A 22,074-nucleotide genomic window follows, 5' to 3' on the forward strand; every position below is an offset into this window, starting at 1 on the left:
CGGAGATCCTCCGATGGATTGTCTGCCATCCACGTGTGCCTTCCGCCGTCTCGGTCCTTTCCCCTTATTGGAAATCCGGCGGTCCGGACATTACATCCGCAGCACGGCGGGCGTTCAGACGCCGAAGAGGGCGTGCTCCACGTGGTCGAGGGCCAGCCGTACCGCACCGAGCGCGGCCGACTCGGCGCCCAGCTCCGAGGTGACCACCCGCACCGGGAACAGGCAGAGCTCGGCCAGCTCCTCGCGCAGCGGCGCGGCGAGCAGCTCGCCCGCCCCTGACAGGCCACCGCCGAGGACGACCAGCTCCGGATCCATGGTCAGCACGGCGGCACCGACGCCTCTGGCCAGGTCGCGGGCGAAGGCGCGGACGATGGCCGTCGCCTCGGCGTCGCCGGCCTGGACGCCCTCGAAGACGCGGTCGCTGCCGCCGTAGGCGAGGAAGCCGTCGAAGGCCGTGTACCACCCGAAGGCCCGCATCACCCCGATCTCGCCGGCGGCGCCGTTGCGTCCCTGGTGGACCTTGCCGCCGATGAGCAGCCCGGCGGCAATGCTGCGGCCGGCCAGCAGGCACAGCACGTCGCCGGCGTCGACCGCGGCGCCCCTCCAGTGCTCGGCCAGCGCGGCCAGGTTGGTGTCGTTGCCGACCAGGACGGGGCCGTCGGCCAGGCCCTTCAGCTCGGTGGGCAGGTCGACGCCGGCCCAGCCGGGCAGCCTGTCGCTGACCAGTATCCGGCCGTCGGCCGGGTCGACCACGCCGGTGGTGGCCACGCCGAGCGCGCGGACCTGCCCGCTGTCGACGCCGGTCGCGCGCAGCGTCCTGCGCACGACGGCGCGGGTGGCGGCGACCCTGTCGGCGGTGCCGGCTTCGGGGGTGACGGCGGTGCGCCTGCGATCGAGGATGCGGCCCTTGAGGTCGGCGGTGATCGCGAGCACCTTGTGCGGGCCGATGTCGACGCCGACCACGTGTCCCGCCTCGGCGCGGAACCGGTAGCGCTTGGCCGGGCGACCGACCGGACGCGGATCCCCCACCTGCACGTCGACCTCCTCGACGAGGTCGGGCAGTCCCGCGATGACGTCCTCGACGGTGGCGCGGGAGATGGAGGTGATCTTCACCAGCTGCGTGAGCGTCAGCTCGTCCGCCGCGTGCAGAGCGCGCAGCACGGCGGCCGCGTTGAGGCGGCGGAGCAGCGAGGGGTCCTGTCCTGTCAGGGTCACGATCCGATGGTAGGGCATTGCGAATTATTTGAGGACCCTCTAAAAATATGTCGTGCGCCCCCCAGCAGAAGGGATCGTCATGAAGAAGGTCATCGTCCTGGCCACCTCCGCCTTGACACTCGCGGCCTGTGCTCCCGCGGGCAGTGACACCCAGCAGCCGACGGCCGGGAAGAAGGAGATCTCCTTCCTGGTCTTCGAGACGCCCAACCTCACCCCGCAGTACTGGGACGAGGCGATCAAGCGCGTCACCGACAAGCACCCGGACATCGTGGTGAAGAAGCTGGTCGCGCCGAGCGCGGGCGAGCGCAACGCCTACGCCAAGCAGCTGCTGGCCTCCGGCCAGCTGCCCGACGTCATGCAGGCCATCGCGCCCAGCGGGCTCGCCGAGGGCGGCAATCTGTACGCCTGGAGCGAGGAGGAACTCAGGAACTACGACTACCCGCACTCCAACCCGCTGGGCGGCAAGATCTACCAGCTGCCGTACAACTCCCAGCCGACGCCGCTGGTCTACTACAACAAGAAGCTGTTCGCCGAGGCCGGCATCACCGCCCCGCCGAAGACGTACGCCGAGCTGGTCGACGACGCGGCCAAGCTCAAGGCCAAGGGAACCAACCCGTTCGTGGTGGGCGGCGGCGGCAAGGACGCCTTCGCCGCCGGCTACCTGTGGATGGCGCTGGTCGGCGCCGACGTCTACGCCAAGCAGCCGGACTTCCTGGTCAAGCGGCGCAAGGGCGAGGTGAGGTTCTCGGACCCGCTGTTCGTCAGGGCCACGCAGAAGTTCGCCGACCTGGTCGCCAAGGGCTACGTCGACAAGGCCGGGCTGAGCCGCGACTATCCCTCGACGGAGAAGGCGTTCCTGGACGGCAAGGGCGCCATGTACCCGATGGGCTCGTGGTTCGCGGCGGTCAAGGCGCCCTTCGACGTGGGGGTGTTCGCCTGGCCCACCGACAGCGGGGAAACGGTCGTGCCCTCCTACACCGGCGGCGGGCCGATCGTGAACGCGCACTCCAAGAACCTGGAAGCGGCCAGGACGTTCGCGCTGGAGTTCAACCAGAACGCCGCCAACAACGACGTGCTGGTCAAGAGCGATGCCGCGATCATCGCGATCAAGGGGTACCGGCCGCCGCAGATGGGCCCGGTCTACAACGCCACGCTGGAGGTTCTCAAGTCCGGCAAGGCGGTCAACGCCTTCACCGTCGAGACGGGTGACGACTCGCTGCTGCCCGGCGTGGGCGACAAGGTGTTCGCGCTGGCCCAGGAGATCATCGCGGGCAAGGCCGACGGCGCGGCCGCGGCCAGGGCGCTGGATCAGGAGTGGGTCAAGGCGGGCGGTCAATGAGGCCGGGACGCTCCCGGCTGGGCTACCTGCTGAGCTTCGTCGCGCCAGGCGTGCTGGTCTACGTCTGCTTCGTGCTGGCGCCGATCCTGCTCAGCTTCGGCTACAGCCTCACCAACGCCAGCCTGGTCAACCCGCGTACGCGCTTCGTGGGCCTGGCCAACTACGCGGGCCTGCTCACCGACCCGGCGTTCCTGACCTCGCTCAAGGTGACCACGATCCTGACGCTGATCGTCGTGATCGTGCCCAACGTGGCCGGGGTGGGCGTCGCCGTCCTGCTGGATCGCCGGGGCTGGCTGTACAACGCGCTGCGCAGCGTGTTCTTCGTGCCCGTCGTGCTCAGCTCCGTGGTGGTCAGCGTCGTGTGGATGGCGATGCTGCAGGACGACGGCCTGATCAACCGGCTGTTCGGCATCCGGGTGGGCTGGCTGTCGGACCCGGACCTGGCGCTGTACTCGATCGGGATGATCATCAGCTGGCAGATGCTCGGCTTCTGTTCGGTCGTCTATCTGGCCGGGCTTCAGGGCGTGCCGCGCTCGCTGATCGAGGCCGCCTCGATCGACGGCGCGACGGCGTGGACGCGCTTCCGCAAGGTGACCTGGCCGCTGCTGGCTCCCGCGCTGACCACGAACACGGTGATGCTGCTGATCACCGGGTTCAAGGCCTACGACCACATCCAGGTGCTCACCGCCGGCGGACCCGGGCTCGGGACCACGGCCACGGTCGCCTTCGACGTCATCCAGATCGGCTTCACCGCCAACCGCACGGGCGAGTCGTCGGCGATGGCGATCCTCATGCTCGTGATCATCGCGGTGGTCTCCGGCGTGGTGCTGCGCGTGCTCAACCGCCGGGAGGTGAACCTGTGAGGAGACTGCTGGCGGTCGCCGTGGCCGGCGCGTTCTTCCTGCCGCTCTACCTGGTGGTGGCCAACGCCTTCAAGCACGGCCCGGACATCACCGCCGCGCCCGCCGCGCTGCCGATCCCGCCCACGCTGGACAACTTCGTGCAGGCGCTGACGCGGCCCGACGGGCTGTTCTGGAACGGCCTGATCAACAGCGTGAGCGTGACGCTGCTGTCGATCGTGATCCTCACGGTCGTGTCGGCCATGCTCGGTCACTACATCTGCCGGACGCAGTCGCGGGTCTCCCGGGCCATCCTGCTGGTGCTGCTGGCCGGGCTGATGATCCCGCCGCAGGTGATCCTGGTGCCGGTCACCCAGGTGCTCAACCTGACCCACCTGATGGGCACGATCAGCGGCCTGGTCCTGTTCAACGTCGGCTACTACGTCCCGTTCGGGGTGTTCGTCTTCTCCGGCTTCATCCGGGCCATCCCGGTGGAGCTGGAGGAGGCGGCCGCGATGGACGGCTCGGGCAGGTTCGGCACGTTCTGGCGGGTGGTCTTCCCGCTGTTGCGGCCGGCCACGGCCAGCGTGCTGATCTTCCTGGGCGTGTGGATCTGGAACGACTTCCTCAACCCGCTGATCATCCTCGGCCCGGCCGGCGGCACCACGGTCACGGTCGGCGTCTACCGGGCGCTGGGCCAGTACCAGCGGGATTACGGCGGCATGTTCGGCCTGATGGTGCTGTCGGCGTTGCCGATCCTGATCTTCTATCTCGCGCTGCAGAAGCATTTCGTCAAGGGACTCACCGGGGGAGCTGTCAAAGGATGATCAACCTGAGGGACCACGTCGGGGAGGTCCTCGACCGGCCGATCACGCTGGCCGTCGTCGGCGCGGGCGCGCGCGGCGCCGCCTACGCCGAGCTCGCCGCCTCCTGGCCGGAGCGGGTGCGGGTGGTGGCGGTCGCCGAGCCGGTCGAGGAGGTCAGGTCGCGCTTCGCCGTACGGCACGGCCTGCCGGACTCGAGGGTCTTCGGCGACTGGCGGGAGATGGCGGCGCAGGGGCGGATCGCCGACGCCGTGATCGTGGCGACGCTCGACGCCGACCACCTGGCGCCCACCAGGGTGCTGGCCGAGCAGGGCTACGACATCCTGCTGGAGAAGCCCATCGCCCCCACCGAGGCCGAGACCGTGGCGATCGGCGAGGCGGCGGCGCGCACCGGCGCGATGATCGCGGTGTGCCACGTGATGCGGTACACGCCCTACACCCGGCGCCTGCGCGGGGAGCTGCCGCGCATCGGTGACATCGTGTCGATCGAGCACCTGGAGCCGGTCGGCTGGTACCACTTCGCGCACTCCTTCGTGCGGGGCAGCTGGCGGCGGACCGACGAGGCCACGTTCGCGCTGCTGGCCAAGTCCTGCCACGACATCGACTGGCTCGGCCACCTGGTCGGGCGGCGGGTCGAGCGGGTGTCGTCGTTCGGCGGGCTGCGGCACTTCCGCGCCGACCAGCGCCCCGAGGGCGCGGGCGAGCGCTGCCTGGAGTGCCGGATCGAGCGGTCCTGCCCCTATTCGGCGGTCCGGCTGTACCGGACCGGGCTGCGCGAGGGCGGCACCAAGCGGTACTTCACCCGGGTCGCGACCGGCGGCGTGCTCACCGAGGAGGCCGTGACCCGGGCACTGGCCGAGGGCCCCTACGGGCGGTGCGTGTACGCCAGCGACAACGACGTCGTCGACCACCAGGTGGTGAACCTGGAGTACGAGGACGGCATCACCGTCTCGTTCACGATGACCGCCTTCACCCCGCTGGAGAACCGGCACACCAAGATCTTCGGCACGAGGGGCCAGCTCACCGGCGACGGACGGTTCATCCACGTCTATGACTTCCTTTCCGAGCAGACCACGACGATCGACACCTCCCTGGACGGCTCCAGCGCGGCCGAGGGCCACGCGGGCGGCGACGAGGCGCTGATGGACGCGTTCGTCCGGGCCCTGCACGAGGGCCGGCCGGAGCTGGTGCTGTCGGGGATCCAGGAGAGCGTCGACAGCCACCGGGTGGTCTTCGCCGCCGAGCGGGCCCGCCGTACGGCCGGCGTGCAAACCCTCTGAGCCCCCTGGCGGGATCCTGACCTGCGCGGTTAGCTGGAGTTGTGTCCGTCACCGTGGCCATGGCCGGAGACACGATGCTCGGACGCGGCGTGGCCGAGCAGATCGACCGCGGAGCCGGCGTCCGGTCGCTGTTCTCCGCCGACGTGCGGGCCCTGCTCGCCGGGGCCGACTTCGTGCTGCTCAACCTGGAGTGCTGCATCTCCGACCGCGGCCATCCCTGGGGCGGCCCCGGCAAGGTGTTCCACTTCCGCGCCCCGCCCCGGGCGGCCGACCTGCTGAGCGAGCTGGGCGTCGGCTGCGTCACGCTGGCCAACAACCACGCGCTCGACTTCGGCTATGACGCCCTGGCCGACACCTTCGACCACCTGGCCCGCGCCGGCATCCGCTTCGTGGGCGCGGGCCAGGACGAATCCGCCGCCCGCCGGCCCGCCGAGCTGGCCGTCGACGGGCTCCGGCTGGGTGTCGTGGGCTTCGCCGACCACCCCGCCGACTTCGCCGCCACGGCCGGGCGGCCTGGCACCGCCTACGCCGACCTCGACGCCGGGATGCCCGGCTGGCTTCCCGCCACCATCGCCGGGCTGCGGGAACACGTCGACGTCGTCCTGGTCACCCCGCACTGGGGCCCCAACATGATCACCGAGCCGCTGCCGTCGGTGCGCACCGCGGCGCGGACCCTGGTCGAGGCGGGTGCCGACCTGGTGGCCGGGCACTCGGCGCACGTCTTCCACGGCGTCGCGCCGCGGGTCATGTTCGACCTGGGCGACTTCATCGACGACTACGCCCGGCACCCCTACCTGCGTAACGACCTCGGTCTGCTGTGGCTGGTCACGCTCGACCGGAGCGGCCCGGTACGGCTGGCTGGCGTTCCGATCCGGCTCGACTACTGCCGCACCCGGATCGCTTCCGGCGACGACCGGCGGTGGGTGCGGGAGCGGCTGGCCGCCGCGTGTGCCCGCTTCGGCTGCGCCGTACAGGAGGACGAGGACGCGCTGGCGGTGGAGTGCGCCGCCGCCGGCCTCGACGTCCTCTGAGGAGCCGTACGGCCGGCATGACCTCCCCGGGGTGCCGGCCGTACCCGTCCCGGTGGCACGTCGGTCGGCTTGGCAAAGCCATGCGGGACCTTTGCTGACCACGCTTGGGACTTTCGTCCCTATTTGCGGTGATAGCGTGCCAGGAAGCATGGCTTTCTGACGACCACCGGAGAGCCTCATGACCGATCCTCATGATCACCACGAGTTGCGCGCGACCGTGTCGCGGCAGCCGGAGTTCGTGCTGTCGATCAGTGGCGAGCTGGACCTGGCCACCGCCCAGGCGCTGCGTGACATCGTGCTCGATGCGCTCGCCCGGCACGAGTCCACGCTCGTGCTCGACCTGTCCGGCGTGCGGTTCTGCGACGTGGTCGGGCTGGGCGTGCTGCGCGCGTGCGCGGCCGATGCCGCGTCGAGTGGTGGCCGTCTCGTGCTGGTCGGGGTCCCGCAGCAGGTCCGGCGCGTGATAGAGATCAGCGAAGCGGCATCGAGGTCTCCGTCCTCTGGAGCATGAGGAGGCCCCGACCATGTACGCGCTGGTGATCTACGAGTCGATGTTCGGCAACACCCGGCGCGTGGCGGAGGCCGTGGCGCAGGGGTTGTCGTCCCACCTGTCCGCCGAGACCGTCGAGGTGAGCCTGGCTCCCGCCGTCGTCGGCGGCGAGGTGAGCCTGCTGGTGATCGGCGGGCCCACGCACGCCTTCTCCATGACGAAGCCCACCACCAGGGCCTCGGCCGCGCGGCAGACGACCCGGCCGCTGATCTCGCCCGGCATCGGCATCCGCGAGTGGCTGGACCGGGCCCACCTGGAGCCGGTGCGGGCGATCGCCTTCGACACCCGGGTACGGCACATGCCCGGCTCGGCCGCACGTGCCGCGCTCACGCGGTTGCACCGGCTTGGTGCCAGGATCGCCGGGCCGACACAGAGCTTCTACGTCATCGACATGACGGGGCCGCTCATGGACGGCGAGCTGGAACGGGCGCGTGAGTGGGGCGAGGAGCTCGGCGCCGCCTGCCGGATGCCGAACGGGGATGCGCTGCCCGACCTCCGGTGCAAGGGCCACGTCAGCGGGAGTGGATGCGGCGGCCGGTGATCTGGTGGGGGACGATCCTGACGTACAGGTTCCGCTCGCCGCCCGCCCAGGGAGTGACGTCCACGTCGGGCGGCTCGGTCAGGTGGTGCGCGGGCCCCTGGATCAGGACGCTCCACCCCTGCCGTGAGGCCTCGTCGATCCTGTCGATCTCGAAGGCGATCTTGAGGTTCACGCCCTCCATACCGGTGCGCAGATCGTCGTCCATCGGGCCGCCGTCCGCGGTCCTGAAGACGATCGCTCCCTCGTGCACGCAGTAGTTCACCGGCATCACGGTGGGCCCGCGCGACCCCTCGAAGGCGACGCGCCCGATCCCGCCCTTCTCGATGAGCCGCAGGCACTCCTGCTCGTCCATCCGCTCCAGCACCGGATCGGCCATCGCCGGCCCGTGCCCCGGCGGACGGTCGGTACGACCGCCGAGCAGTTCGTCCACGGTGGTCCTCAGCGCGGACGCGAGCTTGTACAGCGCTCCCCCGCTGGGCGACCCGGGCTGCTCCTCCAGATACCGCAGGTATCCGGGCGACATGCCGGCAAGCTCGGCAACGTCCTCGCAGCTGAGTCCGAGTCGTTCGCGGTGGTGCACGATGCGACGCCCCAGATCGCTACCCACAGTCATGATGCTACTCCTCGCCCTCCCACCGCCCCCTTCGCCGCCGGGCCACGGTACGGCCGGCCGTACCAGGTCCAGCGGAGGGTGATCTACGCGATGGGTCCGAGCCAGGTCCCGCCGGAGACGTCGACGGTCTGGCCCGTCACCCAGCGGCCCTGCGGGCCCGCCAGGAAGCCGACGACGTCGGCGACGTCCTCGGGCTCGCCGAGCCGCCCGAGAGCGGTGATGGACTCCAGCCCGGCGACCACCTCGGGGATGCCGGTGTAACCCGCGGTCATGTCGGTCCTGATCGCGCCGGGTGCGACGGTGTTCACGGTGATGCCGCGCCTGCCGAGCTCGTTGGCCAGCGTGGGGGCCATCGACTCCAGTGCCGCCTTGGTGATGGTGTAGCCGATCTGCGTGGTGACCGCGAAGCGGCTGGCCGTCGAGCCCATGTTGATGATCCGGCCGCCGTCGTTCAGCAGCGGCAGCGCGCGCTGGATCACGAACAACGGCGTGCTCACGTTGATCGCCAGCAGCCGCTCGAACTCCTCCGGGGTGATGTGGGAGATGGGGTTGGTCGAGGCGATGCCGGCGTTGTTGACCAGGATGTCCAGCCCGCGTCCCGCCAGGCCCGCGGTCAGGCCGTCGAACAGCTCGTCCAGCGCGCCGGGCTCGCCGAAGCGGGCCTTGACGGCGAACGCGCTTCCGCCCGCCTCCTCGATGAGTGCCACGGTCTCCTTGGCCGCCGCCTCGTTGCCGCCGTAGTGGACGGCGACCAGCGCGCCCTCCTCGGCCAGCCGCATCGCCACCGCCCGGCCGATGCCCCGCGACCCGCCCGTAACCAGCGCCGTCTTACCCGTCAGCATGCCCATCGTCGTACTCCTCGCTGGGTAGCCGGCCCCTGGTGGATCCGGCGATGGGTCAACCCTGGCCGGGGCCGCTCACCGCACGCTCACCGCTGCCTCACCGGCCCCGGCGAGGCGGGACTACACCTGCCAGCGGGCCAGAATCGCGGACGCCTCCCCGGGCGAACCCTGGCGTAGCGCCGAGATGACGTCTCTGACCTGTGGGGGAAGGCCCAGCGAGGTCAGCTCCGCCAGCACGAAGGGCAGCGCGGGCGGGTTCAGGGCCAGGTAGCTGACAGGTACGAGGGCGTCGCACAGCACCATGCCGGCGGCGAAGTCGAAATCCAGCCCGCGTACGGCGAGCTCCGCGAAGTGCGCGTCTCCCGTCGCCGCGTACAGGTTCAGCAGGAACAGCGCGATCCCGGCGAGCCCCAGGTAGAGCCCTGGCAGGTAGGAACGGACGCTCAGCGGCTGCGTGAGCAGCCATTTCACCAGGACCTCGGGCAGCGGGCCGACCCTGTTCAGCAACAGCATCGGCCCGCATGCCCCGTAGGCCACGCTGAGAGGGTTGGTCAGCAGGACGCGGGGATCGGCCGTCCACAGCGAATCCCTGCGCGTGACACCCGCGCTGTCCAGGGTGTGCCGGGCGGTCGACTCCAGGGCGCCGCGGACCGCGGCGAGCACCTCGGCTCTGGCCGGGCCGGTCATCAGGCCGCGACCGTCGCCTCGTTGCTCCAGAGTGATCGCCATATCCCGAGGCTAGGGTCGTCGGCGGCCGATTCCCTGAGTATCCCCTACTCATTTGCCGTGCCGGGAACGCCCGGCATCAGCCCCTGTCGCAACCGCCCACGCGCCCCTCGAGGCGGTCAGTTACGGGTGAACTGGAGGGTGGAGACGGTGGTCCAGCCGTTGCGCGCGCGCTTGTCGACCATCTTGAGCGTGGTGTCGTCGCAGGTGAAGGCGGCGTGCTGGACCAGGGGACCGTCGTAGACGCCCTCGGCCAGGTCAGAGCGCACCGACCAGGACGGGCCCTTGGTGTCCACGTAGGTGGTCCTGGCCTTGGCGTTGCCGGTGGCGCCGGCGCGGGAGGTGGTCAGCACGCCCTGGCGGTCGCCGGTCGTCGTGACGCGCACCCTGAGCACGCCGGTGTACTGGTCCCACCCCGACGTGGCATCGCTCCCGTTCTTGAAAGCGATCCTCTGCGAGGCGGTGAAGTCGTAGGTCGCGGTGGTCGCGGTCAGCGTGAGCCTGGTCCCGGCGCCGCCCTTGGAGACGTCCGTGGCCGAGGGGCTGTTGACGGTCTTGCCCTTGGTGACGATCTTCATGGCGGTGAGCTTCCACTGACCGAGGGAGCACTTGGGAGAGGCCTCCGCCGGCACGGCGAGGGCCCCGGAGATCAGCACGGTGGCCAGGCCAAGACCTAAAGCATTTCGGAACATCAAAAATCCCCTTATGTCGCAGGTTCCGAGGAAGATATCGGACCCTGGACATAGGGGATCAAGCGGGCGTCCGGAAGCCCTGGGGCTTCCGGACGCCCGCCTGCTACCACCAGCCGAACGGGCCTGGCACGCGCGGATCCTGCGGCATCTGGACCGTCTGCGTGGCCCACGCCTGCACGGGCACCCCGAGCGGCGGCAGCAGCCCGGCCAGCTGCATCTCGCCGGTGAGCTGGTCGAGCATCGCCCTGATGTCGCCGAAGTTCGGCACCACGCCGGTCACCGTCTTGGCCAGCGCCCGGAAGGCGTCCGGCAGCCCCGCTCCCGTGCGGTTCGAGTCGCCGAGGTCCAGCGGCGTACAGCTGGACTTGATGATCTGGAAGAGCCGGTCGACGCGCCGGGAGTCCCGTGACCTGAACCCGTCCTGGAAGTCGTCGTGGTGCGCCAGGACGAGCGCCGCCAGTCCTGTGATGTGCGGTGCCGCCATCGACGTGCCGTCCCATGCGGCGTAGTCGTCCGGCGGGATCGACGACAGCACGGCCACACCCGGCGCGCAGACGTCCACCTCGGGCCCGTGGCAGGTGAACTGGGCCGAGAAGTATCCGTCGGAGGTGATCGGCTCGAGAACCTGGGCGGCGTGCGAGCTGTCCTCCGGGTACGTGCCGGACTTGCCGATCGCGGCGACCGTCAGCACGATCGGCATGTTGCCGGGGAAGTTGACCGGCCCGGCGTCGTTGCCCGCCGCGACCACGGCGGCCACACCCGCGTTCCTGGCCTCCTCGATCTTGGCGGCGACCAGTGCGGAGCCCTCGGGCGTGCCCAGGCTGAGGTTGAGGACGTCGATCTCCTGGTGGATGCAGTAGTCGATCGCCTCGATCAGGTCGCTCAGCCTGCCACCGGGGAAGATCTTGCAGGCGTGCACCTCCGCCTCCACGGCGAAGCCGACCACGCCCCTGCCGTTGTCCGAGCCGGTGATCACGCCCGCGCAGTGCGAGCCGTGGTGGACGGTGTCCACCCGCCAGCCGAGGGGCTTGTGGTCGACCAGGTCGACGCCCTTGGTGACCTGCCCCTCCAGGTCGTTGTGCTGCCCGCCCACGCCCGAGTCGATGATGGCGACCTTGACACCCGCGCCGCGGAAGGTGGGCGGGAGCCGGTGCAGTTGCATCGCCTCCTGTCCCCAGCCGAAGGTCTGCTGCTCGGGGAAGTTCGGGAAGGTGTCCGACAGCTTCTTCAGCACGACCAGGTTGTCGCGCTCCGTCGACAGCGCCGGCCGGTTCGTCAGCATGCTCCAGAGGCCGCTCTCCGGCTTGAACTCCACCACGGCGATCGAGTCCGGCGTCTCCCCGGTCAGCGTGACCGAGGCCTTGCCGTCCTGCCCGGTGACCGTCTGCGCGGGCCAGAGCGAACCGGTGATCTGGATGGTGGTGCCGGGGATCGGATTACCCGCCGAGTCCGTGACCAGGAAGGAGAAGGTCGAGTTGAGCCCGAGCGGCAGGACCATCTTGGTGTTCGGGGCCTTGGCTGCCACGGCCGTGTAGGTGAGCAGGTGGTCCCGCTCCAGGTGCACCTGGGGCAGCTGGCGCGTCAGCGAGTCCGCGTGCTCGGGCGTCATCTCCGCCACCGTCACGTCGGGAAACGCGACCGTGTCCGCGCTCAGCAGGCCCACCTTGGACGGCATCTTCAGCTGCCGGTTCACCTTGACCTCGGGGTCACGGTCGAGCATCTCGTGCAGCTTGTCGGAGTCGAGGGCAGGCGTGCCCACCCCCATCGCCCCGAGGATCGGCTGCGGAACCGCCGCCACCATGTAACGCCGCGGGCGGCTCTCGACCGGAGTGGGCGCCGCCCCCCTCCCGCGGCCGGACGACCTGGGCGGCCTGGGATTGCTGTTGTCGCTCATTGCCTCATGACTCTCTTCAAAGATCACACTGATGCGCTAGTAGAGCTGGACGGGGGAATCCGGCTCGATCGTCACCTGGGGGCCGAATTTCGCCTTGAGCTCGTCGGCATGCGCAGGCGTCATCTCCACCGTGACCAGGGTCGGCCCCTCCGGCGGGCCCAGCTTGCGCTGGACCGTCACCTCGGGGTCGCGGTCGAGCTCACTCGCCACCGTCGCCAGCACGGACGGGTCCGCGCTGCCGACGATGAACGGCGCGCGCCCGGGTCGGCCGTTGGCCGACCCGGGCTCGTCCGATGGCTTGCTCACGGCGACGGGCGGTTCTGCTGGCCGAGGCGGCCGATCTGGGCGACCACCGTCTGGATCTGGGCCAGACACGCCTCGAACTGCCCGGCCCTGTACAGGCGCACGGCCTGCGCGGTCAGCGGCACGGCCTCCGCCAGCTGCGGCGACCGCGGGACCACCGTCTGCAGCCAGCCGTGCAGCTGCTGCAGCGCCATCGCGCACTGCACCTGCAGCTGGCTCGCCTGCGCGCTGCCCACACCGGGCGCGAGGCCCACTCCCCCAGCGGTCATGCCCCAGCGCTCCTGTCCGTCCATCGGAACCATCCGCCCCTCTCAGGCCCCAGCGCCGACGGGCATCTGCTGCTGCTGTGGCATCCCCTGCTGGCCCGCCATCTGCGGCGTCGCCTGGTCGATGATCTGGTTCAGGATCTGGCGTACGGCGGGCAGGCCGTACTGCATGCCCAGGTGGGCCACCTGGGTCCAGAAGCCCACCGGGTTCGCCGCCGCCGCCTGCTGCGCCTGGAAGGGCGAGAGGAGCCCACCGAGCGCCCCGCCGATCACCCCGCCGATCGACTCACCCACGTCGCCGCCGATCCATCCGCCCAGCTCCCGCCCGGCGAAGCTGCCGCCGATGCCGCCGACGACGCCCATCGGCGCCACACCCTGCTGCTGGCCGTACTGACCCTGCTGGCCCTGCTGGCCGTACTGCCCCTGCTGGCCGTACTGACCGTACTGGCCCTGCGGACGCTGCTGGCCCTGCTGGCCCTGCTGCGCCGCGAGCTGCTGCATGTACTGCTGGCGAAGGTGCGGCGGGATCTGCTGCGGCGTCTGCGCCTGGAACGGCCACAGGCTCTCCGCGATGTCGCCCACCACTCCACCGAGCTGGGAGCCGATCTGCGCACCCTGCTGTCCACCGATCCAGTCGCCCAGCTGGCCGCCCGCCCAGCCACCGACCGAGCTGCCCACTCCCATGGGCGCGACGCCCTGCTGCTGACCGTACTGACCCTGCTGGCCCTGCTGGCCCTGCTGGCCGTACTGGCCCTGCTGGCCGTACTGACCCTGCTGGCCCTGCTGGCCCTGCTGGCCCTGCTGCGCCGCGAGCTGCTGCATGTACTGCTGGCGAAGGTGCGGCGGGATCTGCTGCGGCGTCTGCGCCTGGAACGGCCACAGGCTCTCCGCGATGCCACCCACCATTCCACCGAGCTGGGAGCCGATCTGCGCACCCTGCTGCCCACCGATCCAGTCACCCAGCGCGCCGCCCGCCCAGCCACCGGCCGTGCTGCCCAGACCCATCGGTGCCACACCCTGCTGCTGGCCCTGCATGCCCTGCTGGCCCTGCTGGCCGTACTGGCCCTGCTGGCCGTACTGGCCCTGCTGGCCGTACTGGCCCTGCTGGCCCTGCTGCGCCGCGAGCTGCTGCATGTACTGCTGGCGAAGGTGCGGCGGGATCTGCTGCGGCGTCTGCGCCTGGAACGGCCACAGGCTCTCCGCGATGCCACCGAGCGTCCCACCTAGCTGGGAGCCGATCTGCGCACCCTGCTGCCCGCCGATCCAGTCGCCCAGCTGGCCGCCCGCCCAGCCACCGGCTGCGCTGCCCAGCCCCATGGGCGAGACGCCCTGCTGGCCTGGCTGCATGGGTCTGGGCGCGTTCGGCTGAATGTATGTCATGGTCTTTCCCCCGAGACTGACAGCCAGCTCCGCTGCTGGCTCACCACGGCTGACTACATACCGCCGTTGTCTGATTACTAAATGCGACAGAGGCAACAGTCTCGCCAAGACGAGGAGCGAACATTTTGCTCCTGATCAGGCAACCGAGCGCGACCGGCCTATAGTGCGTGCAACCATCGTTCGGTAGGAGGCGATCGCCGTGACCGAGCAAGAGCCGCCCCAGCTCGACACCAGGACGCCACACTCGGCCCGGGTGTGGAACTACTGGATCGGCGGCAAGGACAACTACCCGGTCGACCGGCAGGTCGGCGACCAGGTCATGGCCGCCTATCCCGACATCGTGGAGATCGCCCGCGAGTCGCGCCACTTCCTGGCGCGCGCCGTCCGGTTCCTGACCGGCGAGGCCGGCGTCGACCAGTTCCTGGACCTGGGCACGGGGCTGCCGACGGTGGACAACACCCACGAGGTGGCCCAGCGGGCCGTCCCGCATGCCCGGATCGTCTACGTCGACAACGACCCGCTGGTCCTGGTGCACGCCCGCGCCCTGCTCACCTCGACGCCCGAGGGCAGGACCGACTACATCGACGCGGACGTCCGCGACGTGGACAGGATCCTGCGGGCCGCCTCGGCCACCCTGGACTTCTCCCGTCCGGTCGCGGTGATGATGCTGGGCATCCTGGGCAACGTCGCCGACTACCAGGAGGCCCGCGACATCGTGCGGCGCCTGATGGCGGCGGTGCCGTCCGGGTCGTACCTGGTGGTCAACGACGGCACCAAGGACGCCAAGGCCGCGGAGGCCGAGGCCGCCGCCGCGATGCGCGCCGAGGCCGGCGACCCGTACCGGCTCAGCACGCCCGACGAGATCGCGGCCTACTTCGAGGGGCTGGAGCTGGTCGAGCCCGGCGTCGCGCGGACCGCGGCGTGGCGGCCGGAGCTGCACCAGCTGAAGGCCGACCTGCTCGACGTGCACTGCGGCGTGGCCAGGAAGCCCTGACCCCGCCCTCAGCGCACGTTCTCTCCCTCCACGTAGGTGGCGAGCACGGCGGTGCCGCCGGCCGGTGCTTTTACTGACGCGATTAGACGTCGCTGGTCAGGGCAGTGGGAGTGGGCCGCGCGACCGCGTGGCGACATGCTCGGCTCCAAGGGGGCATCATGATCATCCTTGGCGTGATTCTGCTGGTGCTGGGATGGCTCACCGGCCTCTCGATCCTCTACACCATCGGAGCCATCGTCCTGATCGTCGGACTCGTGTTCCTCGTGATGGGCTCGGTCGGGCGTCCGATGTTCGGGCGGCGATATTGGTTCTGAGGCCCAGGGCCCCCGGGGCAGGCTTCCGGGGGCCGCGGGTACGGGCGAGCTAGCCGACGATCCTGGCCGTCGCGGTCTCGTGGCCGCGGACGGGCACGACCGCGACCGAGTAGCGGACGCCGTCGATGTCGCGGGCCATGCCGGGCACGCGGTGGCCGTTGACCTCGAGCCACCGGTGCTCGCCCAGGAAGCGCGCCTCCCAGAAGCGCAGGCCGTCCGCGCCGTTGGTGAACGTGGTGGCGGTCTGCCCGTCGTGCCGTACGGTGACCGTGCCGTCGCCCACCGGGACGTCCGCCACCTGGAGCCAGCCGATGTCGGCGGGCAGGCGCGACTGGGTGGCGATGGTACGGCGGGGCGCGTCGGGCTGGATGCCCATCAGCCCCTCGACCGTCTGGCTGACCAGCGTGAACGGCACCTCGGGGTAGTCGCCGTTGAGGCCTTGGCGGTTGCTGACGTGCTTGACCTCGCGCTGGTCGTAGACGTACCGCATCCACTTCCACGCCGTGTCGGCGCGGTTGTGGCGGAAGAACGTGTCGGGCAGGTAGGTGATCGCCTCGATGTTGCTCGGCTTGCCGGAGCCTGAGGCTTGGGTGTCGATGAAGTCGAGGTAGGCGTCGTTGCGCGGGCCGGCGTCGATGATGCCCTTCATCGGCATGAACCAGCTGTTCTCCTTGCCGAAGCCGGTCAGCGGGGTGCCGTCGACGGTGTAGGCGCGCACGAAGTCGGTGGTTCCCGACTTAACACTCCATTCCTGGTTGAAGTACCGCTTGAGGTCGCGGGCCTTCTCGGCGATGTCGCGCGACAGCCGTACCTCGTGCTTGTCCAGCGCCATGTCGGCGAGCGCGCGGTAGGCCTGGTACTGGGCGCCGATCCCGTCGCCCGCCTCGGCCAGCGGTTCCCCGCTGACCTCGTTGTAGCTGGCCACGCCCTGGAAGATGCCCTTGCCCGTGCCCTCGGCGACCCCGTTGGGCTTGGCGCCGTCGTGCAGGCTGATGAAGTCGCCGGTCGCGTGCGTGTAGTAGTCCCAGAAGGCCGGGTCATCGACATAGGTACGGTCGCCCGTCCAGCGGAAGGCCTCGTCGGACTTCTCCACCAGCTCGAAAGTGGCGGGGACCTCGCGGACGAAGTTCGTGGGCGACTTGTAGTCGATGGTGTGCCAGGTCTTGGCGTCGAAGTTGATCGCCCAGACCGGGTAGTACTTGTGCTCCTGGGTCGCCGAGGCGGCGAAGGAGCGGAGCATGTTCCTGTTCTCCTCGTCGAAGCCCAGCAGGTGGGCGCCCGCGAGCTGGTGGGCGAAGTCGCGCGAGTAGTACGCGGTGCGGTGGGCGTATCCGGCCCAGTAGGTGGGGGTGTAGGGAGCCTCGCCGGGGTTGACGGGTGGGTTTTCGCTGATGTTGATCGGGCCGACGGCGCCGTCCTGGTGCACCCAGCTCCCCGCCTTGGCCTTGGCCCAGTCGAACAGCTCGACCACCTTGGCGTTGGAGGAGGTGACGACCGGGTTGGCGCGCGCTCCCGGCGAGATCATCACGTCGTCGGCGTTGACCCAGCCGGAGCCCGACCCGAAGGCGATCTCGAGGGTGTCGCCCTGGGTGAGGCTGAGGTTGGAGACGGTGTAGCGGCTGTAGATGTCGCGGGCGGGCAACGTCACCGTGCCCACGTCGGCGCCGTTGCGCCGGAGGCCGAACGTGCCGCCCGCGCCGCCGGTGGCGATCCACGCCGAGATCGAGTAGCTCCCGGTCGTGGGGACCGTGATCGTCTGGCTGACGCTCTTGCCCGGGCCGTCGTCGAGGTAGATGAGCTTGGCACCGCCGTGCGGGTAGTTGGTGGCCACGCCGGTGCCGGAGGTGAACGTCCAGCTGTCGGCGCCCTTCTCGAAGCCGGGGTTGACGACCACGAGCGGGCCACCGGTGGCGGCCTGGGCGGGGGTGAGGGCCGCGGCGGCCAGGAGGGAGGAGCCGAGCAGGGCAGCTAACACTTTCATGTGAAATCTCCCGATGATCGGATGAATTTCCAGCGAAGCCGCAGAGGGGTCCGCGGCTTCGGCGAGTGTCTAGCGGGGTGAGGCGGTGGAGGCGCGGACCACGAGCTCGGGGCTGAACAGGAGCTCGCCCTTGGGCACGTCCTGGTTGCCGACCAGGGCGACGATGGTGCGCGCGACCGCCTTGGCCAGGCGGTCGACGGGCTGACGGACGGTGGTCAGCGGCGGGTCGACGAACTCCATGATCATCGACCCGTCGTGGCCGACGATCGAGACGTCCTCGGGCACCGACAGGCCCTGGCGGCGCACCGCCCTGATCGCCCCGAGCGCCATGTAGTCGCTGGCCGCCACGACCGCGGTCGCGCCCTGGGCGAGCAGCTCGGAGGTCGCCGTCTGGCCGCCCTCGATCGTGTAGTACTGCCGCACGACCAGCGCGTCCGCCACGTCGCGCCGCCGCAGCGCCGTACGGAAGCCCTCGACCCTGCGGTCGGCGACCTTGTTGCCCGAGGGCCCTGAGGCCAGCCCGATGCGGCGATGACCCAGCGCCCACAGGTGGTCGACGGCCAGCTCGGCCGCCAGGTGGTCGTCGGTGGACAGCACCGGCGCGTCATGCCCCTCGAAGCCGCCGTTGACCCCGACGAAGGGGATCCGCCGGGCGGCCAGCACGTTGTAGGTCTCGGGGTCGGCGCTGTCCAGCGTGTTGCTTGCCGACAGGAACACCACCCCGGCGACGCCGTGGTCGGCCAGCGCGGTGACGAACTCCCGCTCCTGTATCCCGCCGGGCAGCGCGGGGCAGAGCACGCCTTTCAGCCCGTGCGGCGCGAGCGCGCCCTCGATCAGCTCGGCGACGTCGGCGAAGAACGGGTTCGACAGCTGGGGCGTGATCACCGCGACGATGTGGCCCCTGGTGGAGCGCTCGTAGCCGAGCTCGGCCATGGCGCGCTCGACGGCCTCGCGGGTCTTGGCCGACACACCGGTGCGCCGGTTGATGACCCGGCTGACGGTCGCCTCGCTCACCTCGGCCCTCGCGGCCACCTCAGTGATGCCGATCTTCACGGGTTACCCTCCAGAACAGCCATCCCGGAAGCCGGTACGTTCAGGATGCCCAAGCCTGCCGGAATCTGCGTGGCCGACGGATCGATCCTAGAGCCCTCGGCGTCGTGGACCCGCCTCACCGCGAACCCCTCCCCCGCGACCTCCACGACGAGCCTGCCCGAGGCCGTGCCGTTGACGACCGTGATCTTCCTGAAGCGCCCGTCGAGGGGAACCACGCGGTCCGCGGTCACCGTGATCACGCACTCGTCGCCGCGCTCGGCCCGCACGACCGGGTACAGCTCGTCGGGGCGCCCCGGCTCGAGCTCGCCGTCCAGCAGCAGCGGCCGCAGCTCGCGCCAGCGCTCCAGCCAGAACGCCACCATCCGCCGGTGTGCCTGCGGCAGCTCGCCGATCCTGGCGGAGATCTGGGGTACGGCGTGCAGCGTGCCGATCAGCTGGCGCGCGGCGCTCCGCGTGGACCCGGCGGGGTCCCACATGAGCATGTCCCCGTGCACGGCCCCGCCGGCGGCACGCAGCGCGATGTCCACAGTCCGCACCCGGTTGGCGACGGCGTCCGCCGGGCAGTCGTCGGCGCGCAGCATGTTCCCCAGAGGCGTGCCCGGTGCCACGTACGGCTGGCGGAACTCGATCAGCGCTTCCGGCCCGAGTTCGGCGGCCAGCTCGGTGAGCAGGTCGTGCATCGCGGCGCCCGCGCCGTCGCCGTAGAGCGTGGCCTGGTCCAGGAAGTCCAGCTTCAGCCCGTCCGGCCCGTAGTCGCGCACCAGCCGGACGCACAGGTCCACCACATGCCTGCGCACCTCGGGCAGCCGCGGGTCCAGCACCCGGGCGCCCGGCACGCCGCTCGGCAGCGGAGCCAGCGGCGACAGCGCCTCGAAGCACTCGGCCTGCGGCCCGAGCAGCAGCGGCGCCACCCAGATCAGGTACTTCAGCCCCATCCCTTGCACCCGGGCCACATGCCCCGCCAGGTCCGGAAATTTCGCCAGATCGGGCCGCCAGTCCCCCACACCCGCGTATCCGCGGCCGTTGCCGAGCTCCTGCCACCCGTCGTCCAGGATGAGCGCCCCGCAACCCAGCTCGGCGGCCAGCCTCGCCTCCGCCTCGACGGGCTCGTGCGCCACGTCCTGCGAGAAGCCGTACCAGGTCGAATAGACCGGCACCCGCGCGCCCTCGGGCACGGGCCGCTCCTCAGGCGCCCGCCGCAGCGCGCGCATCGCCGCGGCGACGCTCGGCGCCTGCGGCGCGAGAGCGATCCGGTACGGCGAGCGCCTCGCGGGGACGTGCAGGTGGACCACGAAGGTCTTGCTCTCCTCGGAGACCCCGTAGCGCATCGTGACCTCAGGCACCGGATCCAGCGCCGCGAAGGCCAGCATCGAGGCGCCCGAGCTGTCGTACAGGCAACCGGCCGCCGCGCCGCGCACCAGCGAGACGTGCGCCAGCCCGGCCCAGTCGGCCACGATCGTGCGGTTCCACCACGCGTCCGGGTGCCAGAACCCGACGGCGTCGCCCAGCGGCACCGACAGCCGGATCTCGGCGGCCTCCGCACAGTGGATCTCCAGCACGCCGTCGCGCAGCTCCCAGGTCGCCGACTCCGGCAGTACGGCCAGCCGTACGGAATCCAGCAGCGGCTCGGTCGGCGCGGGCACCAGCCCGGCGGTCGTCACGCTCACTCTTTCACCGCTCCCGCGAGAAGTCCGGACACGAAGTGTCGTTGCAGAAGGAGGAACAGGATGGCCATGGGGATCGCGGCGACGGCGGTCCCGGCGAGAATCTGGCCGTAGTCGGTCTCGTTGGCGCCCTGGAGCGAGGCGATGGCCAGCGGGATCGTGTACGCCTCGCGGGTGCGCAGCGCGATGAGCGGCCAGACGAAGTCGTTCCACTGGTAGAGGAACAGGTAGATGCCCAGGGCCGCCAGCGCGGGCCGCATCGGGGGCAGCACCACGCGCACGAACAGCCGCAGCTCGCCGCAGCCGTCGACGCGCCCCGCCGACAGCAGCTCGTCGGGCAGCGCCGACATCGACTGCCGCATCAGGAAGATGCCGAACGGCAGGGCCAGGTTGGGCAGGATGATCGCCTGGTAGGTGTTGAGCCAGTCCAGCGACAGCATCATCTTGAACAGCGGCACCAGCGTGACCTGGCCGGGGATGACCAGGCCGAGCATGATCAGGCCGAACAGCGCCTCCTTGCCGCGGAAGGTGTACTTGGCGAAGCCGTACCCGGCCATCGTGCACACCAGCCCGGCCAGCAGCGTGTAGATCGTGGCGATCAGCGCGGAGTTGAGCACGACCCGGCTGAAGCCGATGCTCGACTCCAGGTGGGCCAGGTTGTCCAGCAGGTGGGCGCCGGGCAGCAGCGGCGGCGGGCTGCCGAAGACCTCCTCCGTGCTGCGGGTGGCGCCGACGATCAGCCAGTAGAACGGCACGAGCACGACCGTCACCGTGACCAGCAGGAACGAGGTGAGCATGATCCGCCGCGTCATCGCTTTTCCCCCAGGAAGCGGAACTGGACGATGCCGAGGATCCCGATGATCACGGCGAGGGCGTAGGCGATCGCGGAGGCGTAGCCGAAGTCGAAGAACCTGAAGCCGTTGTTGTAGAGGTACAGGCCGACGGTGACGGTGCTGTTGTCGGGGCCGCCGTTGGTCATGACGTACGGCTCGTCGAAGAGCTGCAGCGTGCCGATCGTGGACATGACGAGCGTGAGCAGGATGACCGGCCGCAGGCCGGGAATCGTCACGTGCCTGAAGCGGCTCCACGCTCCGGCGCCGTCCACGGCCGCGGCGTCGTAGTGGTCCTGCGGCAGGGCCTGCAGCCTGGACAGGTAGATCACGGCGTTGTAGCCGGTGTAGTGCCAGGTCAGTGCCAGGCCGATGGCGACCCTGGCCCACAGCGTGTGGCTCAGCCACGGGATCGGGCCGGCGCCGAAGAGCCCGAGGACCCAGTTGACCAGGCCCGACTGCGGGTTGAGCAGGACGGCGAACAGCATGCCGTACGCCACCAGCCCGGTGATCATCGGCAGGAAGAAGCCCAGGCGGATGAAGCCCCTGAAGCGCAGTACCGCCGAGTTGAGCGCCACCGCCAGGCCGATCGCCAGGGCCAGCATGATGGGCACCTGGACGACCAGGATGATCGCGGTGTTGCCCAGCGCCTTCCAGAACAGCGGGTCGGTGACCAGGCGCCGGTAGTTGGCGGCTCCCGCGAAGGTCTGCAGCGCGCCGTCGGTCCTGAACAGGCTGAGCCAGAACGACCAGGCGATCGGGTACAGCTTGAAGATCGCGAACAGCGCCACCGCGGGCAGCACCCACAAGTAGGGCGCCGCCTTCATCCCGCTCAGCCGCGCCACCCGCGGCATCGTGGTGGGCTTGGCGGCGGTCACCGTGGCCATGCCGTACTCCTGGGCG

Annotated in this window: 23 protein-coding genes; 9 read left to right on the forward strand and 14 right to left on the reverse strand. The window is 70.3% G+C overall.

What is annotated here, in order from left to right; translation table 11 throughout:
- Positions 1–114 precede the first annotated feature (114 nt).
- Positions 115–1,215 carry an ROK family protein gene (locus ACIBHX_RS39505; protein ID WP_397072584.1) on the reverse strand — a complete coding sequence of 367 codons (1,101 nt, stop codon included), beginning with the start codon at positions 1,213–1,215 and terminating at the stop codon, positions 115–117.
- Between the two features lie 79 nt (positions 1,216–1,294).
- Here ACIBHX_RS39505 and ACIBHX_RS39510 point away from each other — a divergent pair, with 79 nt between their 5' ends.
- The 7 genes from ACIBHX_RS39510 (at position 1,295) to ACIBHX_RS39540 (ending at position 7,619) form a co-directional block, all read left to right on the forward strand.
- A complete protein-coding gene (locus ACIBHX_RS39510; RefSeq protein ID WP_397072585.1) occupies positions 1,295–2,554 on the forward strand; it encodes an ABC transporter substrate-binding protein in 1,260 nt (419 codons plus the stop codon).
- The gene (locus tag ACIBHX_RS39515) at positions 2,551–3,417 is read left to right on the forward strand and encodes a carbohydrate ABC transporter permease (RefSeq protein ID WP_397072586.1); all 867 of its coding nucleotides are present in this window, start codon (positions 2,551–2,553) and stop codon (positions 3,415–3,417) included. Before ACIBHX_RS39510 ends, ACIBHX_RS39515 begins: the two co-directional genes overlap by 4 nt.
- A complete protein-coding gene (locus ACIBHX_RS39520) occupies positions 3,414–4,220 on the forward strand; it encodes a carbohydrate ABC transporter permease (RefSeq protein ID WP_397072587.1) in 807 nt (268 codons plus the stop codon). The genes ACIBHX_RS39515 and ACIBHX_RS39520 overlap by 4 nt, the downstream gene beginning before the upstream one ends.
- Complete coding sequence (locus tag ACIBHX_RS39525) at positions 4,217–5,497, forward strand: Gfo/Idh/MocA family protein (RefSeq protein WP_397072588.1); 1,281 nt, start codon at positions 4,217–4,219, stop codon at positions 5,495–5,497. The genes ACIBHX_RS39520 and ACIBHX_RS39525 overlap by 4 nt, the downstream gene beginning before the upstream one ends.
- 41 nt (positions 5,498–5,538) lie before the next feature.
- The gene (locus ACIBHX_RS39530; protein WP_397072589.1) at positions 5,539–6,528 is read left to right on the forward strand and encodes a CapA family protein; all 990 of its coding nucleotides are present in this window, start codon (positions 5,539–5,541) and stop codon (positions 6,526–6,528) included.
- Positions 6,529–6,706: 178 nt separating this feature from the next.
- On the forward strand, positions 6,707–7,039 hold the full coding sequence (locus ACIBHX_RS39535; protein ID WP_397072590.1) for an STAS domain-containing protein: 333 nt from the start codon (positions 6,707–6,709) through the stop codon (positions 7,037–7,039).
- Positions 7,040–7,052: 13 nt separating this feature from the next.
- Positions 7,053–7,619 (forward strand): flavodoxin family protein, encoded by a 567-nt coding sequence (locus tag ACIBHX_RS39540; RefSeq protein ID WP_397072591.1) that lies wholly within the window; start codon positions 7,053–7,055, stop codon positions 7,617–7,619.
- Here ACIBHX_RS39540 and ACIBHX_RS39545 read toward each other — a convergent pair.
- The 8 genes from ACIBHX_RS39545 to ACIBHX_RS39580 form a co-directional block, all read right to left on the reverse strand.
- Positions 7,591–8,232, reverse strand: a complete 642-nt coding sequence (locus ACIBHX_RS39545; RefSeq protein ID WP_397072592.1) for a helix-turn-helix domain-containing protein — start codon at positions 8,230–8,232, stop codon at positions 7,591–7,593. The genes ACIBHX_RS39540 and ACIBHX_RS39545 overlap by 29 nt on opposite strands.
- Before the next feature lie 83 nt (positions 8,233–8,315).
- Positions 8,316–9,080, reverse strand: coding sequence for an SDR family NAD(P)-dependent oxidoreductase (locus ACIBHX_RS39550; RefSeq protein ID WP_397072593.1), 765 nt, complete (start codon positions 9,078–9,080; stop codon positions 8,316–8,318).
- Between the two features lie 114 nt (positions 9,081–9,194).
- The gene (locus ACIBHX_RS39555) at positions 9,195–9,803 is read right to left on the reverse strand and encodes a hypothetical protein (protein ID WP_397072594.1); all 609 of its coding nucleotides are present in this window, start codon (positions 9,801–9,803) and stop codon (positions 9,195–9,197) included.
- Positions 9,804–9,919: 116 nt separating this feature from the next.
- Positions 9,920–10,492, reverse strand: a complete 573-nt coding sequence (locus tag ACIBHX_RS39560) for a hypothetical protein (RefSeq protein WP_397072595.1) — start codon at positions 10,490–10,492, stop codon at positions 9,920–9,922.
- A 103-nt stretch (positions 10,493–10,595) separates the two neighbouring features.
- The gene (locus ACIBHX_RS39565; RefSeq protein ID WP_397072596.1) at positions 10,596–12,386 is read right to left on the reverse strand and encodes a S8 family serine peptidase; all 1,791 of its coding nucleotides are present in this window, start codon (positions 12,384–12,386) and stop codon (positions 10,596–10,598) included.
- Between the two features lie 36 nt (positions 12,387–12,422).
- Positions 12,423–12,692 (reverse strand): hypothetical protein, encoded by a 270-nt coding sequence (locus tag ACIBHX_RS39570; protein ID WP_397072597.1) that lies wholly within the window; start codon positions 12,690–12,692, stop codon positions 12,423–12,425.
- Positions 12,689–12,982 carry a hypothetical protein gene (locus ACIBHX_RS39575; RefSeq protein WP_397072598.1) on the reverse strand — a complete coding sequence of 98 codons (294 nt, stop codon included), beginning with the start codon at positions 12,980–12,982 and terminating at the stop codon, positions 12,689–12,691. The genes ACIBHX_RS39570 and ACIBHX_RS39575 overlap by 4 nt, the downstream gene beginning before the upstream one ends.
- An 18-nt stretch (positions 12,983–13,000) precedes the next feature.
- The gene (locus ACIBHX_RS39580; RefSeq protein ID WP_397072599.1) at positions 13,001–14,335 is read right to left on the reverse strand and encodes a hypothetical protein; all 1,335 of its coding nucleotides are present in this window, start codon (positions 14,333–14,335) and stop codon (positions 13,001–13,003) included.
- A 199-nt stretch (positions 14,336–14,534) separates the two neighbouring features.
- Between ACIBHX_RS39580 and ACIBHX_RS39585 the strand changes: the two genes are divergently transcribed.
- Both ACIBHX_RS39585 and ACIBHX_RS39590 read left to right on the forward strand, forming a co-directional pair.
- Positions 14,535–15,329, forward strand: a complete 795-nt coding sequence (locus tag ACIBHX_RS39585) for an SAM-dependent methyltransferase (protein WP_397072600.1) — start codon at positions 14,535–14,537, stop codon at positions 15,327–15,329.
- 158 nt (positions 15,330–15,487) lie between these two features.
- On the forward strand, positions 15,488–15,643 hold the full coding sequence (locus ACIBHX_RS39590; protein WP_397072601.1) for a hypothetical protein: 156 nt from the start codon (positions 15,488–15,490) through the stop codon (positions 15,641–15,643).
- A gap of 49 nt (positions 15,644–15,692) precedes the next feature.
- On the opposite strand, the gene ACIBHX_RS39595 is transcribed toward ACIBHX_RS39590, so the two are convergent.
- The 5 genes from ACIBHX_RS39595 to ACIBHX_RS39615 all read right to left on the reverse strand — a co-directional run bounded on the left by ACIBHX_RS39595 (position 15,693) and on the right by ACIBHX_RS39615 (position 22,058).
- Positions 15,693–17,624: a hypothetical protein gene (locus ACIBHX_RS39595; protein ID WP_397072602.1), complete on the reverse strand. Its 1,932-nt coding sequence runs from the start codon at positions 17,622–17,624 to the stop codon at positions 15,693–15,695.
- 69 nt (positions 17,625–17,693) lie between these two features.
- Complete coding sequence (locus ACIBHX_RS39600; protein ID WP_397072603.1) at positions 17,694–18,677, reverse strand: LacI family DNA-binding transcriptional regulator; 984 nt, start codon at positions 18,675–18,677, stop codon at positions 17,694–17,696.
- Positions 18,674–20,344, reverse strand: coding sequence for a glycoside hydrolase family 36 protein (locus ACIBHX_RS39605; RefSeq protein WP_397072604.1), 1,671 nt, complete (start codon positions 20,342–20,344; stop codon positions 18,674–18,676). Before ACIBHX_RS39605 ends, ACIBHX_RS39600 begins: the two co-directional genes overlap by 4 nt.
- Entirely contained in the window at positions 20,341–21,153 is an 813-nt protein-coding gene (locus ACIBHX_RS39610; protein WP_397072605.1) for a carbohydrate ABC transporter permease, read from the reverse strand. Before ACIBHX_RS39610 ends, ACIBHX_RS39605 begins: the two co-directional genes overlap by 4 nt.
- A complete protein-coding gene (locus tag ACIBHX_RS39615; RefSeq protein ID WP_397072606.1) occupies positions 21,150–22,058 on the reverse strand; it encodes a carbohydrate ABC transporter permease in 909 nt (302 codons plus the stop codon). The genes ACIBHX_RS39610 and ACIBHX_RS39615 overlap by 4 nt, the downstream gene beginning before the upstream one ends.
- Between the last annotated feature and the right edge of the window lie 16 nt (positions 22,059–22,074).

This window comes from Nonomuraea sp. NPDC050536 (assembly GCF_044457685.1).
Lineage (GTDB): Bacteria > Actinomycetota > Actinomycetes > Streptosporangiales > Streptosporangiaceae > Nonomuraea.

Excerpts from the sequence above, each read along its gene's own strand:
- ACIBHX_RS39540 (WP_397072591.1), top strand. The coding sequence starts at position 7,053 with ATGTACGCGCTGGTGATCTACGAGTCGATGTTCGGCAACACCCGGCGC.
- ACIBHX_RS39580 (WP_397072599.1), bottom strand. The coding sequence starts at position 14,335 with ATGACATACATTCAGCCGAACGCGCCCAGACCCATGCAGCCAGGCCAG.
- ACIBHX_RS39590 (WP_397072601.1), top strand. The coding sequence starts at position 15,488 with ATGATCATCCTTGGCGTGATTCTGCTGGTGCTGGGATGGCTCACCGGC.
- ACIBHX_RS39510 (WP_397072585.1), top strand. The coding sequence starts at position 1,295 with ATGAAGAAGGTCATCGTCCTGGCCACCTCCGCCTTGACACTCGCGGCC.
- ACIBHX_RS39595 (WP_397072602.1), bottom strand. The coding sequence starts at position 17,624 with ATGAAAGTGTTAGCTGCCCTGCTCGGCTCCTCCCTCCTGGCCGCCGCG.
- ACIBHX_RS39550 (WP_397072593.1), bottom strand. The coding sequence starts at position 9,080 with ATGGGCATGCTGACGGGTAAGACGGCGCTGGTTACGGGCGGGTCGCGG.
- ACIBHX_RS39525 (WP_397072588.1), top strand. The coding sequence starts at position 4,217 with ATGATCAACCTGAGGGACCACGTCGGGGAGGTCCTCGACCGGCCGATC.
- ACIBHX_RS39615 (WP_397072606.1), bottom strand. The coding sequence starts at position 22,058 with ATGGCCACGGTGACCGCCGCCAAGCCCACCACGATGCCGCGGGTGGCG.
- ACIBHX_RS39560 (WP_397072595.1), bottom strand. The coding sequence starts at position 10,492 with ATGTTCCGAAATGCTTTAGGTCTTGGCCTGGCCACCGTGCTGATCTCC.
- ACIBHX_RS39535 (WP_397072590.1), top strand. The coding sequence starts at position 6,707 with ATGACCGATCCTCATGATCACCACGAGTTGCGCGCGACCGTGTCGCGG.
- ACIBHX_RS39545 (WP_397072592.1), bottom strand. The coding sequence starts at position 8,232 with ATGACTGTGGGTAGCGATCTGGGGCGTCGCATCGTGCACCACCGCGAA.
- ACIBHX_RS39565 (WP_397072596.1), bottom strand. The coding sequence starts at position 12,386 with ATGAGCGACAACAGCAATCCCAGGCCGCCCAGGTCGTCCGGCCGCGGG.
- ACIBHX_RS39575 (WP_397072598.1), bottom strand. The coding sequence starts at position 12,982 with ATGGACGGACAGGAGCGCTGGGGCATGACCGCTGGGGGAGTGGGCCTC.
- ACIBHX_RS39555 (WP_397072594.1), bottom strand. The coding sequence starts at position 9,803 with ATGGCGATCACTCTGGAGCAACGAGGCGACGGTCGCGGCCTGATGACC.
- ACIBHX_RS39515 (WP_397072586.1), top strand. The coding sequence starts at position 2,551 with ATGAGGCCGGGACGCTCCCGGCTGGGCTACCTGCTGAGCTTCGTCGCG.
- ACIBHX_RS39610 (WP_397072605.1), bottom strand. The coding sequence starts at position 21,153 with ATGACGCGGCGGATCATGCTCACCTCGTTCCTGCTGGTCACGGTGACG.